This is a genomic window from Pseudomonas sp. MDV22-iso1, from assembly GCF_058145095.1.
Window position 1 is genome coordinate 147,887 of the sequence record NZ_JBYVMF010000003.1, and the last position, 19,568, is coordinate 167,454.

A 19,568-nucleotide genomic window follows, 5' to 3' on the forward strand; every position below is an offset into this window, starting at 1 on the left:
CGAACAGGTATATTTTCGAAATCAAAAGAATGAGTGCGAAGAACAGCACGATAATTGATATCCAACGCTGAACCCGGAACCTGTTTTTTTCGCTGCCATACCAAAACATCTCAATCCTCCCTGAAGTCACACACCTAACGATACAGTGTGCCGCACATCCGCACTTTCCTTACCATCTGCTGGTCGCTCTTTGGTGTCCGGCAAAACGGTGGTTTCCTCGAACTCTCCAGGCTGTTCGGCATTGCTCGCGTTATGTCTTAAAATAGCCGGTTGGCGAAAGAACCCTCATGGCCATAGCCATGACAGGCTTTCATCCTTTACAAATATGTGTGGTGAAGATGAACAAGCCTTTCATTTCGCTGTGCCCTGAAATTACCCGGGCGCACGCGCTGACACTGATGGATTGGTTGGAGGATGAGCGCGTCACCTGCTACCTGAGCGATTCGCGTCATGTCTCGCGCTCCATCGAGCAAGCCATCGATCGGATTCAATTGCCGATCCTGACCCATCTATTCAACCGGGGCGGCCGATTCTTCATGGCCTATGACCGGCACGACGCCCCGGTGGGCTTTGTCCGTCTCATCAAGACCGGCTCAAATTGCGAGATAGTCCTGGTCATCGGAGACAGCGACAAATGGGGCCGAAACCTTGGCGCGCGCACGATTCGCGAAGGCATGAAACTGGCCTTCCTCGACATGCGGGCCGAGAAGCTTATCGCCAAGATCCACCCGGACAACGCGCGCTCGCTGAAAGCCTTTCTGCGCAGCGGCTTTGTGCTTGAAAGCGAAACGCCGACATTGAAGTCATTTTCCATGACCGCGGGGCGCTATCTCCAGCTCTTGCGCGAAGGTGCCGTTGGCGACTCCACCAGGATCTACATCACTGAAATCGACAAGGCCAAGCTCGAGAGTCTGATCGCGCTCGAGCAAGGCCCGGCGGTTGTAGAACTCGAACATGAGCTTGAGCGAGCCATTGTCGTCAAGGCGCAGCAGGTGGCGTGCAATGTCGTCACGATGAACTCCAGGGCCTTGCTGCACCTGGACGACGAGAAGATCGAAGTGGCCTTGGTCTACCCTGAAGACGCGGACAGCAATGCCGGCAAGCATTCCGTGTGTTCCGACATCGGTGCTGCCATCCTGGGCTATCAGGAGGGGGACGCCATCGACTGGCGGGTTTCTGATCGGACCCGACGGATTGAGATCAGGAAAGTGCTTTACCAGCCAGAGGCTGCAGGCGATTTCCACCTATAACTGTCCTTTGGCTCAGTGCTCGTCGATCCTCACGTTCGACTGCCGAAAGCTTTTGAAACTTTCACTTGCGCAGTTCTGAAAATCCCGATGATTGCCTCCATGCGATCAGCGGGATTTTTTTTGCCTGAACAATCATGTTTTACGACAGCACTCCACCAGCCAAGCGGAACTGCTTGATCAATAGCGACTGCGCGGATGGAGCCGGCCGGCACTTTGTCGCTGTATTTCGCAGCGAACGCCTCGGCCTTGTCAGCGCGGGTTTTCTCGTCCTGGCCGGCCTCCGCTCGAACACAAGCAATACAAGCAATACAAGACTCAAGCTTCGCCAGGTCTACGCCTATTGCACTAGCTCCAGGCAATTTAAAACCCTTAGCTACGCAGCTTGACTGAACGCCCATGGAACTTTTACGCAAAATTTACGGGGGCCTGAAGTGAGGCATCCGATACTGTCCGGCGCTAATCTGGAACGCTACTTTTTATGTCCCTCGCAGCCATTCGGCTTATCGGCTTCATCCTCGGCATTTTTCTGATCACACTGGCCGTAAGCATGGCTATTCCCATGATCACGCTGGTGGCCTACGAGCGTAACGACGATCTGTCGGCCTTTCTCTGGTCGAGTTTGATTACCATCATTTGTGGCCTGCTGTTGATCGCACGGGGGCGTCCGGATACTGGCCAGCTTCGCCCGAGGGATATGTACCTGCTGACGACTGCCAGTTGGGTCGTTGTGTGCACCTTCGCAGCGTTGCCAATGGTGTTCATCCGCGATATCAGCTACACCGACGCATTTTTTGAAACGATGTCTGGCATTACAACCACTGGCTCGACTGTACTCACCGGTCTCGATAGCTCATCTCCCGGTTTGTTGATATGGCGTTCCATGCTGCATTGGTTGGGAGGCATCGGTTTTATCGGCATGGCGGTGGCGATCCTCCCACTGTTGCGAGTCGGTGGCATGCGTCTGTTCCAGACAGAGTCCTCAGACTGGTCGGAAAAAGTGACACCGCGTTCCCATATGGCAGCCACGTACATCCTTGTGCTCTATCTGGGTCTTACCGTCATCGGAACTCTGGCGCTCTGGGTCGCTGGAATGACGCCGTTTGAAGCGGTCAACCACGCGATGTCGTTGATCTCTACCGGTGGATTTTCCACTTCGGACTCCTCACTGGGGCATTGGACGCAACCCGCGGTGCATTGGGTGGCAGTTGCCATCATGGTTCTGGGCAGCCTCCCGTTCACCTTGTACGTCGCGACATTGCGGGGAAATCGGCGTGCGCTGATTAAGGATCACCAGGTACGCGGATTTATTGGATTCTTGATCGTCACATCGCTGGCTGTGGGGACCTGGCTGTGTTTTCACAGCGATTACGGATGGTGGGATGCATTTCGTATCGTGGCAGTCAACGTAACCTCGGTCGTCACGACCACAGGAATTGCGGTTGGCGACTATACGTTATGGGGCAGCTTCGCCGTCATGCTCTTTTTCTATCTGACCTTCGTCGGGGGATGTTCAGGCTCGACGGCAGGTGGTCTTAAAATCTTCCGTTTTCAGGTTGCTGCCGCTCTACTGGTCAGTAGTCTGAAGCAGTTGATCCATCCTCGAGCCGTGATTCAGAAGAAGTACAACGGTCATCCCATTGACGAGGAGATCTTGCGCTCACTTCTGACCTTCTCGTTTTTCTTCACCGTCACTATTGCCGTCATCGCCTTGGGCTTGGCTGTCATTGGGCTTGACTGGATGACAGCGTTGAGCGGTGCCGCTACTGCGGTGTGCAACGTCGGGCCGGGGCTTGGCACGATCATTGGGCCGGCAGGTAATTTTTCATCATTACCCGATGCCGCTAAATGGCTGCTGACCGTTGGAATGCTTTTAGGGAGACTTGAAATCCTGACTGTGCTGGTACTCGTAACTCCAGTTTTTTGGAGATATTGAGCTTTACGGTTTTTGAGATTTATCACCTACTCCATTGCGATCTGAGGCCTGTTGATTCGCAGAGCCTCTCCAACAAATGTCACCCTTTTTTGCAACGCAAACGCCAGACGCTGTCTTAACAGCGGGGTCGGCCAAGGGCAAGGGGGGGCAGACCGGACTAATGGCGCGACGACGGTGTACCTGTCACGCGGGCCGTTCAGATGTATCAATACCCTGCCGAGCAAAACGCAGTACTCATTTGCAAATTCACTCTCAGTCGCATCAATTTTGAGCGATTCGATGTCTTGAGTCGATTGGATAGGTGCATTACGAATAGGCCCAATCCGCATTAAATTGTTGATGCTGGTGCGTTTTTTGAACAAAGCTGCTGACTTCAGGTAACCCTCAGACGGTTTGTGAAGGCACGCGTAAGACCATCGATTACCAAGTATTCGGGTAGGTCATTGTTTTCGATAGCGTGGGTCAAAACCGCTCGGCGCCAACAACTCTGATTCTTCATTGCTCTCCCGTAACCCGGGTTTTGTTCTTCGTCAAAGACAGGCTCAACAGGACCGAAACCAAGATGATGCCGCCGACTGTGATCAGCGACCATTGGATCGGCACGTGCCACCACGGCGCGACCAGCATCTTGCCGCCGATGAACACCAGTACGATGGCCAGGCCATATTTGAGCAAGTGAAAGCGGTCGGCCATGTCGGCAAGCAGAAAATACAGTGCGCGCAGGCCCATGATGGCGAAGATGTTAGAGGTGAACACGATGAAGGGGTCGGTGGTGACGGCGAAGATCGCCGGGATGCTATCCACCGCGAACACCAGGTCGCTGGCCTCGATCAGTACCAGCACCAGGAACATCGGCGTCGCCCAGCGCAGGCCGTTCTGGCGCACGAAGAAGCGCTCGCCGTGAAAGGCGTCGGTGATTCGAATATGGCTACGCAGCCAGCGCAGCAAAGGGTTCTTTTCGAGGTCTGGCTGCTGGTTGGCGAAGATCAGCATCTTGATGCCGGTGATGACGAGGAAAGCACCAAAGACATAGAGCAGCCAGGCAAACTCCTGCACCAGCCAGACACCGGCGAAAATCATACCGGCACGCATGACGATGGCGCCGAGCACGCCATAGAGCAGGACACGGCGCTGCAACTCTGGCGGCACGGCGAAGTAGCCGAAGATCATCACGAAAACGAACATGTTGTCGATCGACAGCGACTGCTCGATCAGGTAGCCCGTCAGGAATTCGAGCGTTGTACGCTGGGCCACTTCGGCGCCGAACATGCTGCGCAGATACCACCAGAGCAGGACAGCGAAGACCAACGCCAAACTGATCCAGGCGATGACCCAAACCAGCGCCTCGCGGACCGAAACACGATGCGCCTTGCGTCCGCCGAAGACGAACAGATCGAGCGCCAGCATGGCAAGGACGAACACAATGAAGGCGGCCCACATCCAGGGTTGGCCGACGCTGATGGCGGTCATTTACTGTCTCCGCATGAAGCAGAAATAGGCTGAAGGAGTCATGCTAACGAGCCTTTTACATCAACAAAAATCGTTTATTCGTTGCGAATAGTTCGATTTTTACGAAGTATTGATTCAGGTGCGCAACTACCGGCAGTTGCATGGCTTCCGGTGCGACGCCAGGCGAGGAGCATGGCGCGCGCCGGTCTGAAAACTGATAAGCCGGTAATGCTGGCGTATATTGATAGTGTCGATCCAGGTAGTTAGGCGATAAGAGATCGCCAATGGTGGGACAAGTGAGAGTGCTGGGGGCGCTAGCGGATAACCCAGAACGTTTGGAGGTGCCACATGAGGCAGTATCAACGACTCTTTCTGATCGCAGGTCCAACCATGCGTCACTCGCCGGCAATGGAGCGGGCAATCGCGCTGGCCGATGCCACAGGCGCGGCGCTGCATATCGCGGTGTTCATCGAAGACTTCGACCTTATGCGGTTATTGAGCAACAGTGAACAACTTCGTGAGAGTTGCCGGCAGGAGAACCTGCAGTGGTTGACGGATGAGGCCGAACTCATGCGCAGGAAGGGCATCAATGTGACCACCGAAGTTGCATTGACCCGTGACCCGCTGCAAGAGATCCTGGGGCATGTGGCTGAAATGCAGCCGGACATGATCATCAAGGACGTACATCATGAATCAGCGCTCAAACGCGTATTCGTTACGCCTTTGGATTGGCATTTGTTGCGTGAATGTCCGACCCCCATACATCTGGTCAGCGAAGTCCGGTGTCCGCTTCCTCGGGTGATTGTGGCGGCGGTTGATCCATCACATCCAGAGGGTCAGATCAGCGGAATCAACGACAGCGTCATTCAGGCGGCGAACGAATTGGCGACGCAATGTGAGGCTGAATTGCACATGCTGTATGCCTATGAACTGACACACACACATTTCTCTGATGCAGGTGCTGGCGCCGTGACGATTCCAGGTTTCAGCAACGACGTGCGCCGGTCACTTGAAAAGTGCTTCATTGCCTTGGCTGAACACCACGGCGTGCCGCCTGAGCGACAACACTTCATTGCAGGACCGCCAACCAAAGCAATGGTCGACTTTGCGACTCATACTCGAGCGGATGTCTTCGTAATGGGAAATACCCATCACCAAGGGGTGGGCAAGCTGGTTGGCAGTACAACGGAGCATGTTCTGCATCAGGTGCCTTGCAGCGTGTTGGCCATCAAGGGACCAGCGAATCAGTGAACAAAATAAAGCAACTTCGCAGTCGGCTGTGGGTGCTGATGTGGTTTTGACCGGAGCTGAACTGGCTGTTTGCTGGATCGCGGCGCAGCGGCAAGCGCGCGGCTGCGCTGATGAGGCTGATTCAGTCGGCCAAACTCAACGAGCATGATCCATACGAGTATCTGAAGGAGCTGCAACAGCTGACGACGCAGAGTATGCGCGCGATTGCTGAGCTACTGCCGCACAACCGGGAACTGGTCAGCAAGGTGTGATGGCTGACCGCTTACGCATATCTCCGAGTTCCAAGATATCTGTGGGAGTAAATGCTGGAGTATTTTTTAGACATGAAAAAGCCCAACCTTTTCAGATTGAGCTAAGTCGTTGAATTATATGGTCGGGACGGAGTGATTCGAACACTCGACCCCTAGCACCCCATGCTAGTGCGCTACCGGACTGCGCTACGCCCCGACTAGGCGTGAAACTCGTCCCTCATCTCGAAGGACGCTCAAGAATATATCGCAAGCTTTTGAAAACTGGAAGTATTTAAAAGCAGAAATTATTTCTTGAGAACAATCAGCACATCTTCCAATTCAGCAATCATCTGCCGAATCATCTGCTTGTACTGAGTGGTGTCGTCTTTGGCTTCATCGCCGGATAAACGCAAGCGTGCGCCGCCGATGGTGAACCCCTGATCGTAAAGGAGCGCGCGGATCTGCCGGATCATCAGCACGTCTTGTCGCTGATAATACCGGCGGTTTCCGCGGCGTTTGACAGGGTTGAGTTGAGGAAACTCCTGCTCCCAGTAGCGCAGCACGTGTGGCTTTACTGCGCACAGCTCGCTAACTTCACCAATGGTGAAGTAGCGTTTGCCTGGGATGACGGGTAGCTCGTCGTTATGACTTGGTTCCAGCATAAGCCTCAACTCGGGCCTTCAACTTCTGCCCTGGACGAAAGGTGACCACACGGCGAGCCGTGATCGGGATTTCTTCTCCCGTTTTCGGATTGCGGCCAGGCCGCTGGCGTTTGTCCCGAAGGTCGAAATTGCCGAAACCGGACAATTTGACTTGTTCGTTGTCTTCAAGAGCGTGCCTGATTTCCTCAAAAAACAGTTCGACCAATTCCTTGGCCTCCCGTTTATTCAGGCCCAGCTCTTCATACAGACGTTCCGCCATTTCAGCTTTCGTCAGAGCCCCCATACGTCACTTCCTTAACGTGGCGTTCAACCTTTGTTCGAGCGAGGTGAGGATGTTTTGTGTCGTGGTATTCACCTCATCGTCATTAAGAGTGCGCGATGGATGCTGCCAGGTCAAGCCGACGGCGAGGCTTTTTCTATCAGGATCAATGCCTTTACCCTGATACACGTCAAATAGCCTGAGGTCTGTCAGCCATTCGCCTGCATTTTCACGGATTACGTCCAATACGGCACTGGCTGCGACGTCTTTGTCGGCCAGCAGCGCGAGGTCACGACGCACTTCAGGAAAACGCGATAACTCCTGGAATTTAGGCATTTTGCCCAACGCCACTTCAGCTAAAACCAGCTCGAAGACGAAGACCGGACGGTCGAGACCGAGGGTTTTCGATAATTCAGGGTGGATAGCACCAACGAAGCCTACCAGGCGACCTTCTCGCTCGATGCGCGCGGTTTGACCCGGGTGCAGCGCAGGGTGTTTGCCCGGCACGAAGGTGAACGAATCGAGTGCGCCGGCGAAACCCAGCACCGCTTCCACGTCAGCCTTGACGTCGAAGAAGTCCACGACATCGCGACCCTGTGCCCAACCTTCCGGCAGGCGGCTGCCGCACACGACACCGGCCAACATCGGTTCTTGCTTCAAGCCTTCCAGCTGACCGACGAAGCGCAGACCGCTTTCGAACAGACGGACGCGGTCCTGTTGACGGTTCAGGTTGTGCTGAAGCGCCTTGACCAGACCTGGCCACAGGGACGAACGCATGGCGGCCATGTCGTTGGAAATCGGGTTGGCCAGCAGCAGCGGCTCTACACCTGGATTAAACAACTCGAATTGTTTCGGATCGATGAAGCTGTAGGTGATCGCTTCCTGGTAACCACGGGCGACCAGCAGACGACGCAGTACCGGCAGATCGCTGCGGGCTTCTGCCTTGGCTTGCGGAGCCAGACGCGCTTGCGGGTAACGAACCGGCAGGCGGTTGTAGCCGTAAAGACGGGCCAGCTCTTCGATCAGGTCGACTTCCAGGCTGATGTCAAAGCGGTGGCTTGGCACTTCGACGCGCCACTGCCCTGCCCCATCGGCGGAAATCTTCAGGCCCAAGCCGTTGAGCAAGCGCTCGACTTCAGCCGATTCCATTTCCATGCCGAGCATCTGGCTGATGCGCTGGGAGCGCAAGGTCACCGGTGCGATCGACGGCAAGTGCTGTTCGCTGACGGTTTCGATGATCGGGCCAGCTTCACCACCGGTGATGTCCAGCAGCAGGCCAGTGGCGCGCTCCATGGCTTCACGGGCCAACTGCCAATCCACGCCGCGCTCGTAGCGGTGCGAGGCATCGGTGTGCAGGCCGTAGGAACGAGCCTTGCCAGCCACAGCGATCTGATCGAAGAACGCGCTTTCCAGGAAGATATCGCGAGTCGTCGCAGTGTTGACGCCGCTATGCTCACCGCCCATGACGCCAGCGATTGCCAGGGCACGGGTGTGGTCGGCGATCACCAGCGTATCGCTACGCAGGCTGACTTCCTGACCGTCGAGCAGTACCAGCTTCTCGCCTTCTTCGGCCATGCGCACACGGATGCCGCCATTGATTTCAGCGAGATCGAAGGCGTGCAGCGGCTGACCCAGTTCAATCATGACGTAGTTGGTAATGTCGACGGCGGCATCGATGCTGCGCACGTCGGAGCGACGCAGGCGCTCGACCATCCACAGCGGGGTGGGCTTGGACAAGTCGACGTTACGGATCACACGACCCAGGTAACGTGGGCAAGCTGCCGGGGCCAGCACCTCAACCGAGCGCACTTCGTCGTGCACGGCAGGAACGCTGGCAACCACTGGGCGAGTGACTTCGGCGTCATACAGCGCGCCCACTTCACGAGCCAGGCCGGCCAGGGACAGGCAGTCGCCGCGGTTCGGCGTCAGGTCGACTTCGATGCTGGCGTCGTCAAGCTTCAGGTATTCACGAATATCCTGACCGACCGGCGCATCAGCCGGCAATTCCATCAGGCCTTCGTTTCCTTCACCGACCTGCAGCTCGGCTTGCGAGCACAGCATGCCGTTGGATTCAACGCCACGCAGCTTGGCTTTCTTGATTTTGAAGTCGCCCGGCAGTTCGGCACCGATCATGGCAAACGGGATCTTCAGGCCCGGGCGCACGTTTGGCGCGCCGCATACCACCTGGAAAGTCTCCGAGCCATTGCTGACCTGGCAAACACGCAGCTTGTCGGCGTCCGGGTGCTGTTCGGTGCTCAGCACCTCGCCCACGATCACACCGGTGAATTCGCCGGCGGCCAGCGTAACGCTATCGACCTCAAGACCGGCCATCGACAGACGAGCAACCAGCTCGTCGCGACTTACCTGCGGGCTTACCCAGCCACGCAGCCATTGTTCACTGAATTTCATCCTGCTCTCCTAAGAATTCGTTACGACTAGCGAAATTGCGCGAGGAACCGCAAGTCGTTGTCGAAGAACAGACGCAAGTCGTTCACGCCGTAACGCAGCATGGCCAGACGCTCAACGCCCATGCCGAAGGCAAAGCCCGAAAACTCTTCCGGGTCGATCCCGGACATGCGCAGCACGTTCGGGTGAACCATGCCGCAGCCCATCACTTCCAGCCAGCCAGTCTGCTTGCAGACACGGCAACCTTTGCCGCTGCACATCACGCATTCCATGTCGACTTCGGCGGATGGCTCGGTGAACGGGAAATACGAAGGACGGAAACGCACTGCCAGTTCTTTCTCGAAGAACACGCGCAGGAACTCTTCGATGGTGCCCTTCAGGTCGGCGAAGTTGATATCGCGGTCGACCAGCAGGCCTTCGACCTGGTGAAACATCGGGGAGTGAGTGATATCCGAGTCGCTACGGTACACACGGCCTGGACAGACGATGCGGATCGGCGGCTGTTTCGATTCCATGGTGCGGACCTGGACCGGCGAGGTATGGGTGCGCAGCAACATGTTGGCATTGAAATAGAAGGTGTCATGCATCGACCGGGCCGGGTGATGGCCTGGGATGTTGAGCGCTTCAAAGTTGTGATAATCGTCTTCGACCTCAGGGCCTTCGGCGATGCCGTAGCCAATGTGGGTGAAGAACTGTTCGATACGTTCCAGAGTGCGAGTGACCGGATGCAGACCACCCGAGGTCTGGCCACGGCCAGGCAGGGTCACGTCAATGGACTCGGCAGACAGTTTGGCAGCCAGGTCGGCCTCTTCAAACAGTGCCTTGCGGGCATTGAGAACCTCTGTGACACGCTCCTTGGCAACGTTGATCAGGGCGCCGACTTGCGGACGCTCTTCTGCCGGCAAATTCCCCAGGGTCTTCATCACCTGAGTCAATTCACCCTTTTTGCCGAGGTAGTGAACCCGGATTTGCTCCAGGGCATTGATATCTTCAGCGCTTTGCACAGCCTCTAGAGCTTGAGAGACGAGCGCGTCCAGGTTTTCCATGTACAGACTCCAGATACAAAATAGGGGAAGAGCTTGAAGGCTCTTCCCCTATTTATGACGTTTAACACCTGGCCCCACAGAGATGGGGCCGGGTGACTGTCGGGGGTACTTAAGCCAAGGTGGCTTTAGCTTTCTCGACAATCGCAGCAAACGCCGCTTTTTCGTTCACTGCCAGATCAGCCAGAACCTTACGGTCGATCTCGATGGACGCTTTTTTCAGGCCGGCGATGAAACGGCTGTAGGACAGGCCGTTGATACGTGCACCAGCGTTGATACGAGCGATCCACAGAGCGCGGAACTGACGTTTTTTCTGACGACGGTCACGGTAGGCGTATTGGCCTGCCTTGATTACCGCTTGCTTGGCAACACGGAATACGCGCGAGCGAGCGCCGTAGTAGCCTTTAGCAAGTTTCAGAATTTTTTTGTGACGTTTACGGGCAATGACGCCACGCTTTACACGAGCCATGAGTTACTTCCTCTATTCTTGACTAAATTAACGAAGGCGCAGCATGCGCTCGACTTTTGCCACGTCACACGGTGCCAGCAAGCTGCTACCGCGCAGTTGACGCTTACGCTTGGTCGACATTTTAGTCAGGATGTGGCTCTTGAAAGCGTGCTTGTGCTTGATACCGTTAGCAGTTTTCAGAAACCGCTTAGCAGCACCACTTTTAGTTTTCATTTTTGGCATGTTCGGATACTCCGCATTCAGTTGATAAACATAATCAGAAGGCCTGCCGTGCCCTATTGATTACTTCTTCTTTTTCGGGGCGATGACCATGATCAGCTGGCGTCCTTCCATCTTAGGATGCTGTTCGACCGAACCGTACTCGAGCAAGTCACCTTCAACTCGCTTGAGGAGTTCCATCCCCAGCTCCTGGTGGGCCATCTCACGGCCGCGGAATCGCAAGGATACCTTGGCCCTGTCCCCATCACTCAGGAAACGTACCAGGTTGCGCAGTTTTACCTGGTAATCCCCTTCCTCCGTCCCTGGACGAAACTTGATTTCTTTAACCTGAATCTGCTTCTGGTTCTTCTTGGCTGCGGCAACCTGCTTCTTCTTCTCGAAGATCGATTTGCCGTAGTCCATCAGCTTGCAGACAGGAGGTACTGCATCGGCGGAAATTTCCACCAAATCGAGCTTGGCTTCTTCAGCCTTAAGAAGCGCGTCTTCAATTGACACAATCCCAAGCTGCTCGCCTTCAGCCCCAATTAACCGAACCTCGCGTGCCGAGATATTCTCGTTGATCGGGGCTTTCGGTGCAGCTCGTTTATCTTGTCTCATTTCACGCTTAATAGTAATTACTCCGAATCTGGGCGACCACGCCGGGAAACCGCTTGCGCGAGAAACTCAGCGAACTGGGCGACGGGCATCGAGCCCAGGTCAGCACCTTCACGAGTACGCACAGCGACAGTCTGCATCTCGACTTCCCGATCTCCGATAACCAAGAGATAGGGAACCTTGAGCAAAGTATGCTCGCGGATTTTAAAGCCGATCTTTTCATTTCTCAAGTCAGACTTGGCACGAAATCCGCTTTCGTTGAGAGTTTTTTCAACTTCAGCAGCGAAATCCGCTTGTTTATCAGTGATATTCATAATCACTGCCTGGGTCGGAGCCAGCCACGCAGGGAACGCGCCCTCGTAGTGCTCGATCAGGATTCCGACAAAACGTTCGAAGGAACCGAGGATCGCCCGGTGCAACATAACCGGGTGCTTGCGACTGTTGTCTTCGGAGACGTATTCGGCTCCCAGACGGACAGGCAGGTTAAAATCGAGCTGAAGGGTACCACACTGCCAGACACGGCCAAGGCAATCTTTCAGCGAGAACTCGATCTTCGGACCGTAGAACGCCCCTTCGCCAGGCTGCAGATCGTACGGCAGACCAGCACTATCAAGGGCTGCAGCCAATGCGGCTTCGGCGCGATCCCATAGCTCGTCGGAACCCACGCGTTTTTCCGGACGAGTGGACAGCTTCATTTCGACGTCTTTAAAGCCGAAATCGGCGTAAACGTCCATGGTCAGCTTGATGAACGCAGCGGATTCGGCCTGCATCTGCTCTTCTGTGCAGAAGATGTGGGCGTCGTCCTGCGTGAACGCACGCACGCGCATGATGCCGTGCAATGCACCCGATGGCTCGTTACGGTGGCAGGCACCGAACTCGGCCAGACGCATCGGCAGCTCGCGGTAGCTTTTCAGGCCCTGATTGAAGACCTGCACGTGGCAAGGGCAGTTCATCGGCTTGATCGCGTAATCGCGGTTTTCCGACTGGGTGGTGAACATGTTGTCGGCGTAGTTGGCCCAGTGCCCGGATTTCTCCCACAGGCTACGGTCAACGACCTGGGGAGTCTTGATCTCCAGGTAACCGTTGTCGCGCTGAACCTTGCGCATGTACTGCTCGAGCACCTGGTACAGCGTCCAGCCGTTCGGGTGCCAGAACACCATGCCCGGCGACTCTTCCTGGGTGTGGAACAGGCCCAGACGCTTGCCGATCTTGCGGTGGTCGCGCTTTTCAGCTTCTTCGATGCGCTGAATGTAAGCCGCCAGCTGCTTCTTGTCGGCCCATGCAGTGCCGTAGACGCGCTGTAATTGCTCGTTTTTGGCATCGCCACGCCAGTAGGCGCCCGACAACTTGGTCAGCTTGAACGACTTCAGGAAGCGGGTGTTCGGCACGTGTGGACCGCGGCACATGTCGACGTATTCTTCGTGATAGTACAGGCCCATGGCCTGCTCATTCGGCATGTCCTCGACCAGGCGCAGCTTGTAGTCTTCGCCGCGGGCCTTGAACACTTCGATCACTTCGGCGCGCGGAGTGACTTTCTTGATCACGTCGTAATCTTTCTCGATCAGCTGCTGCATGCGCTGTTCGATGGCGGCCAGGTCGTCCGGGGTGAAAGGACGCTCGAAGGCGATGTCGTAATAGAAGCCTTCGTCAATGACCGGCCCGATGACCATTTTGGCCGTCGGGTACAACTGCTTGACCGCATGGCCAACCAGGTGGGCGCAAGAGTGGCGAATGATCTCCAGCCCCTCTTCATCCTTTGGCGTAATGATTTGCAGCGTGGAATCGCTGTCGATGATGTCGCTGGCGTCAACCAGCTTGCCATTCACCTTGCCGGCCACGGTGGCTTTGGCCAGACCTACACCAATGGATGCGGCGACCTCGGCTACGGAAACCGGGTGATCGAATGAACGTTGACTGCCGTCGGGAAGAGTAATAGTTGGCATGGCGCCTCCTCTCCTAGTGGTGACCCCTACCAAAGGTCACGTGGGTTGGGATGAGCCAGTACAAGATCCGGTCCAGGCCATTCAATAACGAACGCCTGCCTTACAGCGGCAGGAGCCTTGCGGCCAACCGGAAAACCGAACCAGAGTGACTGGGATTCAAATCAGGGTTATTCGGTCATCTGCCGCTGCCGGGACTGAAGGTCATCCGGAGCCTGCAAACGCCCGAGCGGGGCATGCTAGCACAGATGAACGGTCGTCGATGCAACGAGCCTTTAGACAAGGGCAGATCGGGCAATTTTGTGCCAGAGTGCTGAACTTGAACCCGGCTTTACCCCTCAGATAACAAGACATTGACCCACAAGGAGCATCCCAGCATGCGTCTGAATCGTTTATTCGCCGTCATCGCCCCCGTAGTCCTGCTGCTGCCGCTGACTGCCCATGCCGACTGGCCCAAGGGCGAGCGCGAGAAATACATGGCTCAGTGCACCCAGGCGGCCACCCCGCAGATTGGCGCGGCCGCGGCAAAAGCCCACTGCGCTTGCGGTGCTGATGCAATCAAGTCGTACCCGGCCAGCGACATTCAGGCATTGATGGACAACAAGGCCAGTGATGCCCTGAAACAAAAAGCACTGACCCAGATTTCTTCCTGCAAGGCCGATAACAAGGCAAAAAAATAAGCGCAAAGACGCGCTTTGAGGGGCTCAGCGACCCATGAAAAGCCCCTGAAAATCGTTTTTTCGTACAATTTATGCAGGTTTTACAGCTTTTTTTATCGTCTTTACTTTCGACTGAAAGCCCTTTAAACCGGGGCTTTCAGCCGACTCAAGCAACAAGAAAAGCGTGACAGCAGGTCAAACAGCTCCTCCGGGGGGCTCCCAAAGCGAACATTTCGACTATGATACCCCGGTGTGCCCAGTTGGCCTGAGCAGCACAGTACTACTGAAAATATATGTTTCTTGGAGATACACCATGTCTAATCGCCAAACCGGCACCGTTAAATGGTTCAACGATGAAAAAGGCTTCGGCTTCATCACTCCTCAAGGTGGCGGTGACGACCTGTTCGTACACTTCAAAGCTATCGAAAGCGACGGTTTCAAAAGCCTGAAAGAAGGCCAGACTGTTTCCTTCGTGGCTGAGAAAGGCCAAAAGGGTATGCAAGCTGCTCAAGTTCGCCCAGAGTAATTTCCAGGCGCACTAAAAAAACCCCGTCCATGTGACGGGGTTTTTTATGGGTCAAACAAAAGTCTGGAGCAATCAGCCGCAGTTGACGCGCGTAACCACCCGATTGGCATCGGTGTTCAGGTTCAAGCGGTCAGAGCGGTATTCCAGAGTGACCATGTCGTCGGGCATCAGAAACCGGGCATTTTGTGCGCCTGCGCGGGTACGCGCCTGTTCCAGCAATTCAGCGGAAGCCTTTTTGCCGATGGTGAATTCGGCTGCCTTTGCTTCGCAACGGCTATGACCTGCGTCAGTCGTCGTGACAGGGTCAGTTGCCGACTCGGTAGACGTACTGCTGCAACCAGCCAGCAACGTGGCGCCCAACAAAATACCCAATGACGCGAACTTCCAAGGCATGCAGCCTCCTCTTTTCAATAGTTATGCTGAGATTGTGCGACCACCGTTCCGACGTTTGGTTTCACCCAACGTGGTAGCACCTTGCCCTCAACGAATTAAACGCAGAGTTTGCCCGAGCGCTCGAGAGTTGTTCATCCCTCAATCGTGACCGGATATGAACAGTCCTTAATACACGTCGATGTAGTCGAACGGCGGGTTCGGCCAGTTCTCCTTGAGCGCGTTGAAGATTTGCATGACCCAAACCTCATCGCTGGCAGCGACTCGTCCGACATAGCCGGAGCCTTTCGCCCAGGTCTCCAGACGAAACAGCAGCCCGCCAATATCGGTGCCGCCAACAATGCCGGAAGACAGGTAGGCGATACCGCCTTTGGTCACCCGCGGCTGAGTGTGTTCATCATCACTGGCAGAGGCCAGGAGTTGACGGACGGACTCGAGGGTCAAGCCGCCAGGCGTGTTCAAATCGATCTGCACAACGAGGTCCTTGGAGAGTCTACAAAGGCCAAGTGTCGCATAGCCCTCTTCTCATGCCTAAGTCGGAGTGCCAAATGCCGCGCAAAATGGTTAACTCCACAGCCAGACATCCCCGACTTCACGAGCGCCTTCATGACCACCGTAAGTATCGACGCCGACATCAAAGCCAAGTGGCCACAGGGTCACAGCTCCTACAGCCCCGGCAGCCCGGAAGAGTTGGCAATTATCGGCATAGATCTTTTGGTCAAGGAACTTGGTACCGAAGCAGCGCAGTCATTTATCGCGCAGATCTTCGAGAAGTACCCCCCAGACTATATGGGTGTGACGCAGTCAGGGCGAGGGTAAAACCCCGCAGGCTGGCGCCTGCGGGCGAATCTTATTTCAAACGGGCCAGACGCTGGGTCAGCAGGTCGAAGAAACCCTGAGCATCCCCGCTCTCAACCCAGAAAGCGTTCTTCGGCGCTTTCAGGCCGTCATACCAGTCGACGATGGTCTGGCCGAAGGTCGGACCTTCACGGCTATCAACCACTACGTTGACCGAACGCCCCGTGAACAACTCTGGCTTGAGCAGGTAAGCGATGACCGTGGCGTCATGCACCGGGCCGCCGGGAATGCCGTAGTGCTCCATATCGCCCTTGACGTATTCATTGAGAATATCGCCCACCAGCTTGCTGGCGTTGTTGTTGAGTGCCGCGATCTGTTTCAGCCGCGCTTCGCTGGTGAGGATTTTATGAGTCACATCCAGCGGCAGATAAGTCAGCTTCACACCGCTTTTAAGAACGACTTCCGCAGCCTGCGGGTCGGCGAACAGGTTGAACTCGGCCACCGGGGTGATATTGCCGCCATTGAAATGGGCGCCGCCCATAATCACCACTTCCTTGATGCCCTGAACGATTTCAGGCTCCTGGATCAGCGCCAGCGCAAGGTTGGTCTGCGGGCCAAGCATGGCGATCGTGATGCTGTGGGGTTTGGCTGCTTTCAAGGTATCGATCAGATAATTAACCGCGTTACCCTCAGCCAGGCCTTTCTTGGGTTCGTGCACCGTGACACCCGACAGACCTTCTTTGCCATGAATGTTTTCGGCATAGATAGGCGTGCGCATCAGCGGCCTCGGGGCACCGGCATAGACCGGCACCTCTTCGCGCCCCGCCCACTCACGAGCCAGCCGCGCATTACGGGAAGTCTTGTCCAGCCGCACATTGCCGGCCACGGTGGTCAGCGCTCGAATATTCAACTCTTCCGGCGAGGCCAGGGCGAACAACAAGGCAACCACGTCATCCGCACCGGGGTCGGTGTCGATGATCAAATCGATTTTTTCCGCCGCCTGGGCGCTTGTAGCAGTAATCAGGGACAAAAGCAGAAGACTCCGAAGCATTTGGTGCAGTTTCTGAGCATAGCGGTGCATAGCGCACTCCTTGTGCGTGGGGAAACAAAATGAGTCAAAGGACTGTTAAAACGTAACGCCCGATATCAGGACGATGTTGCAGTAAGGCTGGCATTCGCCGGTACGAATCACCGCTCGCGCTTGCCGGCTAAGCACCTTGAATTGGTCGTGGCTGAGCAGCTCACGCCGTCCGAGATCGCCCGCGGCATTCAGCTCATCCAAAGCCGCCAGTGCCGTCGGCTTTTTGTCGAGAATCTCCTGGGCCAACACATGGCTTTCGACCTGCATTTCACTGAGCACGACCTTCAGGGTACTGATGAAGTCCGGGATGCCGTGGGTCAACGCCAGATCGATCAGTTCCACTCCTGCAGGCACCGGCAGACCGGCATCGCCGATCACGATCATGTCGCCATGCCCCAGTGACGCGATCAGCCGCGAAAGCGCGACGTTGAGCAAAGGTGTCTTCTTCATTGTGTTTTAAAGGCCTGTACGTCGAGTAACGTGGGAATCGAAGGTTGCGCGCCAGCTCGGGTCACCGATAGCGCAGCGGCAATCTGGCCGAAACGGATCGCGTCGACTTCGTTTTGGCCCGTCGCCAGTGCAGCGGCGAATCCACCGACAAAGGTGTCGCCAGCTGCCGTGGTGTCGACAGCCTTCACCTGGGGCGCCGGAAAGTGTTCGAAGCGGCTGCCACTGGCAAACAGCGAGCCTTGAGCACCGAGCGTGATGATCACTTTGCCGGCGCCCAGGGCAATCAGCCGAGTGGCAGCAGCTTTGGCGGTTTCCAGAGAGTTCACAGGCAAACCGCTAAGCGCTGCGGCTTCGCTTTCATTGGGGATCAGGTAGTCGATGGCCGCATACCAATCCGCTGGCAGCGGATGACTGGCAGGCGCCGGGTTGAGGATCACGGTTTTACCCAGCTCTCGCCCGCGCTTGAGCGCATGACCAACGGTGGCATCAGGGATCTCAAGCTGACAGATGATCACGTCGGCAGCCTGCAGGACGGGATCGAAGCAACCGATGACCGCAGGCGTCAGCGCACCGTTGGCACCTGCGACGATCACGATTGCGTTCTGGCTGTTGTCATCGACCACGATCAACGCCACGCCGCTTGACCCTTCTACGCAAGTGACCGCCTGGCAGTCGATCTGCTCGGCGAGCAACGCGCCGCGCAACTCCTCGCCGTAGGCATCGCTGCCAACGCAGCCGACCATCGACACCTGCGCACCGAGCCTTGCCGCAGCAACGGCCTGATTGGCGCCCTTGCCGCCGGACACTGTGGCAAAGGAGTTACCGATCAGCGTTTCGCCGCCTTGGGGCAGCCTTGGCGCCCGGGTGACCAGGTCCATGTTCAGGCTGCCTATTACCACTACTTTTGCTGACATTCGTCACTACTCGTCAATTCTGGTTTAGCGATATTCCGAGAACACCCCGGCCAATGGCGCAGTCGATTCTCGCAGGACAATGCTGGGCGTCACGATCCGTTGATCGGTGGCCATGTCCGGTGTGGCGATCCTTCGCAAAAGCACTTCAGCGGCCATCTCCCCGAGTTGCAGTATCGACTGCCCCACGGTCGTCAAGGCCGGGTAGACATAACGGCTCATCTGAATGTCGTCGAAGCCGATGACCGACAACTCGCTTGGCACGCGAATATTGCGCTCGGCAGCGGCTCGCAACACGCCGATACCGATCATGTCGTTACCGGCGAAAATAGCGGTGGGCGGATTGTTTTCCAGCAGGATCGCAGCCGCGCTGTAACCTCCCGTGCTGGTGAAGTCGCTTTCAAGCCTGCGCTCCGGTGCTACGTCGACGCCCGCCTCTTTCAAGGCCCGGCTAAAACCGGCCAGACGCATCTGGGCCACACTGGTACTCGCCGGCCCGCCGATCGTCGCGATGTCCCGATGCCCGAGTTCCAGCAAATGACGCGTCGCCAGGTACGCGCCATATTCGTGATCGATGCGTACCAGGTCGGCATTCACGCCTTCCAGATTACGGTCGACAATCACCATGGGGGTGCGCACACCGGCGAGACCTTCCGCCAGCCCGGCATCCCCACCGGCCGATGCCACGATCAGTCCGTCAATGCGCTTTTCCAGCAATACCCGCAGGTAGCTGCGCTGTTTGTCCGGATTATCGTCGGAGTTGCAAAGAATCACGCAGTAGCCATTGCGCTCACAGTAATCCTCTATGCCGCGTGCGAGTTCGGCGAAGTATGGGTTGAGGCTGTTAGGCACCAGCAACCCGATGGTCGCCGTGGTTTTCGCCTTCAACGACCGGGCGACCGCGCTAGGCACGTAGTCAAGGCTTTTGATCGCCGCCTCGACTTTGATCCGCACTTCTTCGCTGACCGGCCGTGTCTTGTTCACCACGTGAGACACCGTGGTGTAGGAAATTCCTGCAAGCGCTGCGACATCCTTGATAGTTGCCATG

Annotated in this window: 22 protein-coding genes, 1 tRNA gene and 1 pseudogene; 7 read left to right on the forward strand and 17 right to left on the reverse strand. The window is 56.3% G+C overall.

The features are described 5' to 3' along the window. Positions 1–287: 287 nt before the first annotated feature. A complete protein-coding gene (locus AC3ZVB_RS05165) occupies positions 288–1,250 on the forward strand; it encodes a bifunctional GNAT family N-acetyltransferase/nucleoside diphosphate kinase regulator (protein WP_490145947.1) in 963 nt (320 codons plus the stop codon). Between the two features lie 29 nt (positions 1,251–1,279). Here AC3ZVB_RS05165 and AC3ZVB_RS05170 read toward each other — a convergent pair whose 3' ends face one another. Continuing rightward, a complete protein-coding gene (locus AC3ZVB_RS05170) occupies positions 1,280–1,648 on the reverse strand; it encodes a hypothetical protein (protein WP_490145948.1) in 369 nt (122 codons plus the stop codon). 80 nt (positions 1,649–1,728) lie between these two features. Between AC3ZVB_RS05170 and AC3ZVB_RS05175 the strand changes: the two genes are divergently transcribed. Further along, positions 1,729–3,183, forward strand: coding sequence for a TrkH family potassium uptake protein (locus AC3ZVB_RS05175; protein ID WP_162441015.1), 1,455 nt, complete (start codon positions 1,729–1,731; stop codon positions 3,181–3,183). Between the two features lie 495 nt (positions 3,184–3,678). Here the strand turns inward: AC3ZVB_RS05175 and AC3ZVB_RS05180 are convergent, their stop codons facing one another. Next, positions 3,679–4,653, reverse strand: coding sequence for a TerC family protein (locus tag AC3ZVB_RS05180; RefSeq protein WP_490145949.1), 975 nt, complete (start codon positions 4,651–4,653; stop codon positions 3,679–3,681). A gap of 327 nt (positions 4,654–4,980) precedes the next feature. Between AC3ZVB_RS05180 and AC3ZVB_RS05185 the strand changes: the two genes are divergently transcribed. Together AC3ZVB_RS05185 and AC3ZVB_RS05190 are read left to right on the forward strand one after the other, a co-directional pair. Beyond that, positions 4,981–5,883 (forward strand): universal stress protein, encoded by a 903-nt coding sequence (locus AC3ZVB_RS05185; protein ID WP_490145950.1) that lies wholly within the window; start codon positions 4,981–4,983, stop codon positions 5,881–5,883. A 59-nt stretch (positions 5,884–5,942) separates the two neighbouring features. Beyond that, a pseudogene (locus AC3ZVB_RS05190) lies at positions 5,943–6,134 on the forward strand (transposase domain-containing protein); the annotation flags it as partial. Between the two features lie 119 nt (positions 6,135–6,253). On the opposite strand, the gene AC3ZVB_RS05195 reads toward AC3ZVB_RS05190, so the two are convergent. The 9 genes from AC3ZVB_RS05195 to thrS all read right to left on the reverse strand — a co-directional run bounded on the left by AC3ZVB_RS05195 (position 6,254) and on the right by thrS (position 13,708). After that, positions 6,254–6,330: transfer RNA gene (locus AC3ZVB_RS05195), tRNA-Pro, on the reverse strand. An 88-nt stretch (positions 6,331–6,418) separates the two neighbouring features. Next, the gene (locus AC3ZVB_RS05200) at positions 6,419–6,775 is read right to left on the reverse strand and encodes a MerR family transcriptional regulator (protein WP_093218077.1); all 357 of its coding nucleotides are present in this window, start codon (positions 6,773–6,775) and stop codon (positions 6,419–6,421) included. Further along, positions 6,756–7,058 carry an integration host factor subunit alpha gene (ihfA, locus tag AC3ZVB_RS05205; protein WP_002553164.1) on the reverse strand — a complete coding sequence of 101 codons (303 nt, stop codon included), beginning with the start codon at positions 7,056–7,058 and terminating at the stop codon, positions 6,756–6,758. Before ihfA ends, AC3ZVB_RS05200 begins: the two co-directional genes overlap by 20 nt. Positions 7,059–7,061: 3 nt before the next feature. Continuing rightward, entirely contained in the window at positions 7,062–9,443 is a 2,382-nt protein-coding gene (gene pheT, locus AC3ZVB_RS05210; RefSeq protein WP_490145951.1) for a phenylalanine--tRNA ligase subunit beta, read from the reverse strand. Between the two features lie 26 nt (positions 9,444–9,469). Next, positions 9,470–10,486, reverse strand: coding sequence for a phenylalanine--tRNA ligase subunit alpha (gene pheS, locus AC3ZVB_RS05215; protein ID WP_007905876.1), 1,017 nt, complete (start codon positions 10,484–10,486; stop codon positions 9,470–9,472). A 109-nt stretch (positions 10,487–10,595) separates the two neighbouring features. Next, positions 10,596–10,952 (reverse strand): 50S ribosomal protein L20, encoded by a 357-nt coding sequence (gene rplT / locus AC3ZVB_RS05220; protein WP_007905879.1) that lies wholly within the window; start codon positions 10,950–10,952, stop codon positions 10,596–10,598. Between the two features lie 27 nt (positions 10,953–10,979). Continuing rightward, positions 10,980–11,174 (reverse strand): 50S ribosomal protein L35, encoded by a 195-nt coding sequence (rpmI, locus tag AC3ZVB_RS05225; protein WP_008145659.1) that lies wholly within the window; start codon positions 11,172–11,174, stop codon positions 10,980–10,982. A gap of 60 nt (positions 11,175–11,234) precedes the next feature. Further along, entirely contained in the window at positions 11,235–11,786 is a 552-nt protein-coding gene (gene infC / locus AC3ZVB_RS05230) for a translation initiation factor IF-3 (protein ID WP_176469887.1), read from the reverse strand. Continuing rightward, on the reverse strand, positions 11,786–13,708 hold the full coding sequence (gene thrS, locus AC3ZVB_RS05235; RefSeq protein ID WP_490145952.1) for a threonine--tRNA ligase: 1,923 nt from the start codon (positions 13,706–13,708) through the stop codon (positions 11,786–11,788). The genes infC and thrS overlap by 1 nt, the downstream gene beginning before the upstream one ends. A gap of 374 nt (positions 13,709–14,082) precedes the next feature. On the opposite strand from thrS, the gene AC3ZVB_RS05240 reads away from it, so the two are divergent. Together AC3ZVB_RS05240 and AC3ZVB_RS05245 are read left to right on the forward strand one after the other, a co-directional pair. After that, positions 14,083–14,385, forward strand: coding sequence for a hypothetical protein (locus AC3ZVB_RS05240; protein WP_162437717.1), 303 nt, complete (start codon positions 14,083–14,085; stop codon positions 14,383–14,385). Between the two features lie 292 nt (positions 14,386–14,677). Continuing rightward, entirely contained in the window at positions 14,678–14,890 is a 213-nt protein-coding gene (locus AC3ZVB_RS05245) for a cold-shock protein (protein ID WP_003179963.1), read from the forward strand. Between the two features lie 72 nt (positions 14,891–14,962). Here the strand turns inward: AC3ZVB_RS05245 and AC3ZVB_RS05250 are convergent, their stop codons facing one another. Both AC3ZVB_RS05250 and AC3ZVB_RS05255 read right to left on the reverse strand, forming a co-directional pair. Then, positions 14,963–15,283, reverse strand: coding sequence for an I78 family peptidase inhibitor (locus AC3ZVB_RS05250; RefSeq protein WP_162437718.1), 321 nt, complete (start codon positions 15,281–15,283; stop codon positions 14,963–14,965). Positions 15,284–15,448: 165 nt separating this feature from the next. Then, positions 15,449–15,754 (reverse strand): hypothetical protein, encoded by a 306-nt coding sequence (locus tag AC3ZVB_RS05255; RefSeq protein WP_490145953.1) that lies wholly within the window; start codon positions 15,752–15,754, stop codon positions 15,449–15,451. A 132-nt stretch (positions 15,755–15,886) separates the two neighbouring features. Here AC3ZVB_RS05255 and AC3ZVB_RS05260 point away from each other — a divergent pair, with 132 nt between their 5' ends. After that, positions 15,887–16,099, forward strand: a complete 213-nt coding sequence (locus tag AC3ZVB_RS05260; RefSeq protein ID WP_162437720.1) for a hypothetical protein — start codon at positions 15,887–15,889, stop codon at positions 16,097–16,099. 31 nt (positions 16,100–16,130) lie between these two features. Here AC3ZVB_RS05260 and AC3ZVB_RS05265 read toward each other — a convergent pair whose 3' ends face one another. From AC3ZVB_RS05265 to AC3ZVB_RS05280, 4 genes are read right to left on the reverse strand one after another with little or no spacing between them, the layout of a single operon-like run. Then, positions 16,131–17,159 (reverse strand): nucleoside hydrolase, encoded by a 1,029-nt coding sequence (locus AC3ZVB_RS05265; RefSeq protein WP_490145954.1) that lies wholly within the window; start codon positions 17,157–17,159, stop codon positions 16,131–16,133. A 45-nt stretch (positions 17,160–17,204) separates the two neighbouring features. Then, on the reverse strand, positions 17,205–17,609 hold the full coding sequence (gene rbsD / locus AC3ZVB_RS05270; protein ID WP_194690361.1) for a D-ribose pyranase: 405 nt from the start codon (positions 17,607–17,609) through the stop codon (positions 17,205–17,207). Beyond that, positions 17,606–18,523 (reverse strand): ribokinase, encoded by a 918-nt coding sequence (rbsK, locus tag AC3ZVB_RS05275; protein ID WP_162437723.1) that lies wholly within the window; start codon positions 18,521–18,523, stop codon positions 17,606–17,608. The genes rbsD and rbsK overlap by 4 nt, the downstream gene beginning before the upstream one ends. 24 nt (positions 18,524–18,547) lie before the next feature. Next, positions 18,548–19,567: a LacI family DNA-binding transcriptional regulator gene (locus AC3ZVB_RS05280; RefSeq protein ID WP_162437724.1), complete on the reverse strand. Its 1,020-nt coding sequence runs from the start codon at positions 19,565–19,567 to the stop codon at positions 18,548–18,550. Between the last annotated feature and the right edge of the window lies 1 nt (position 19,568).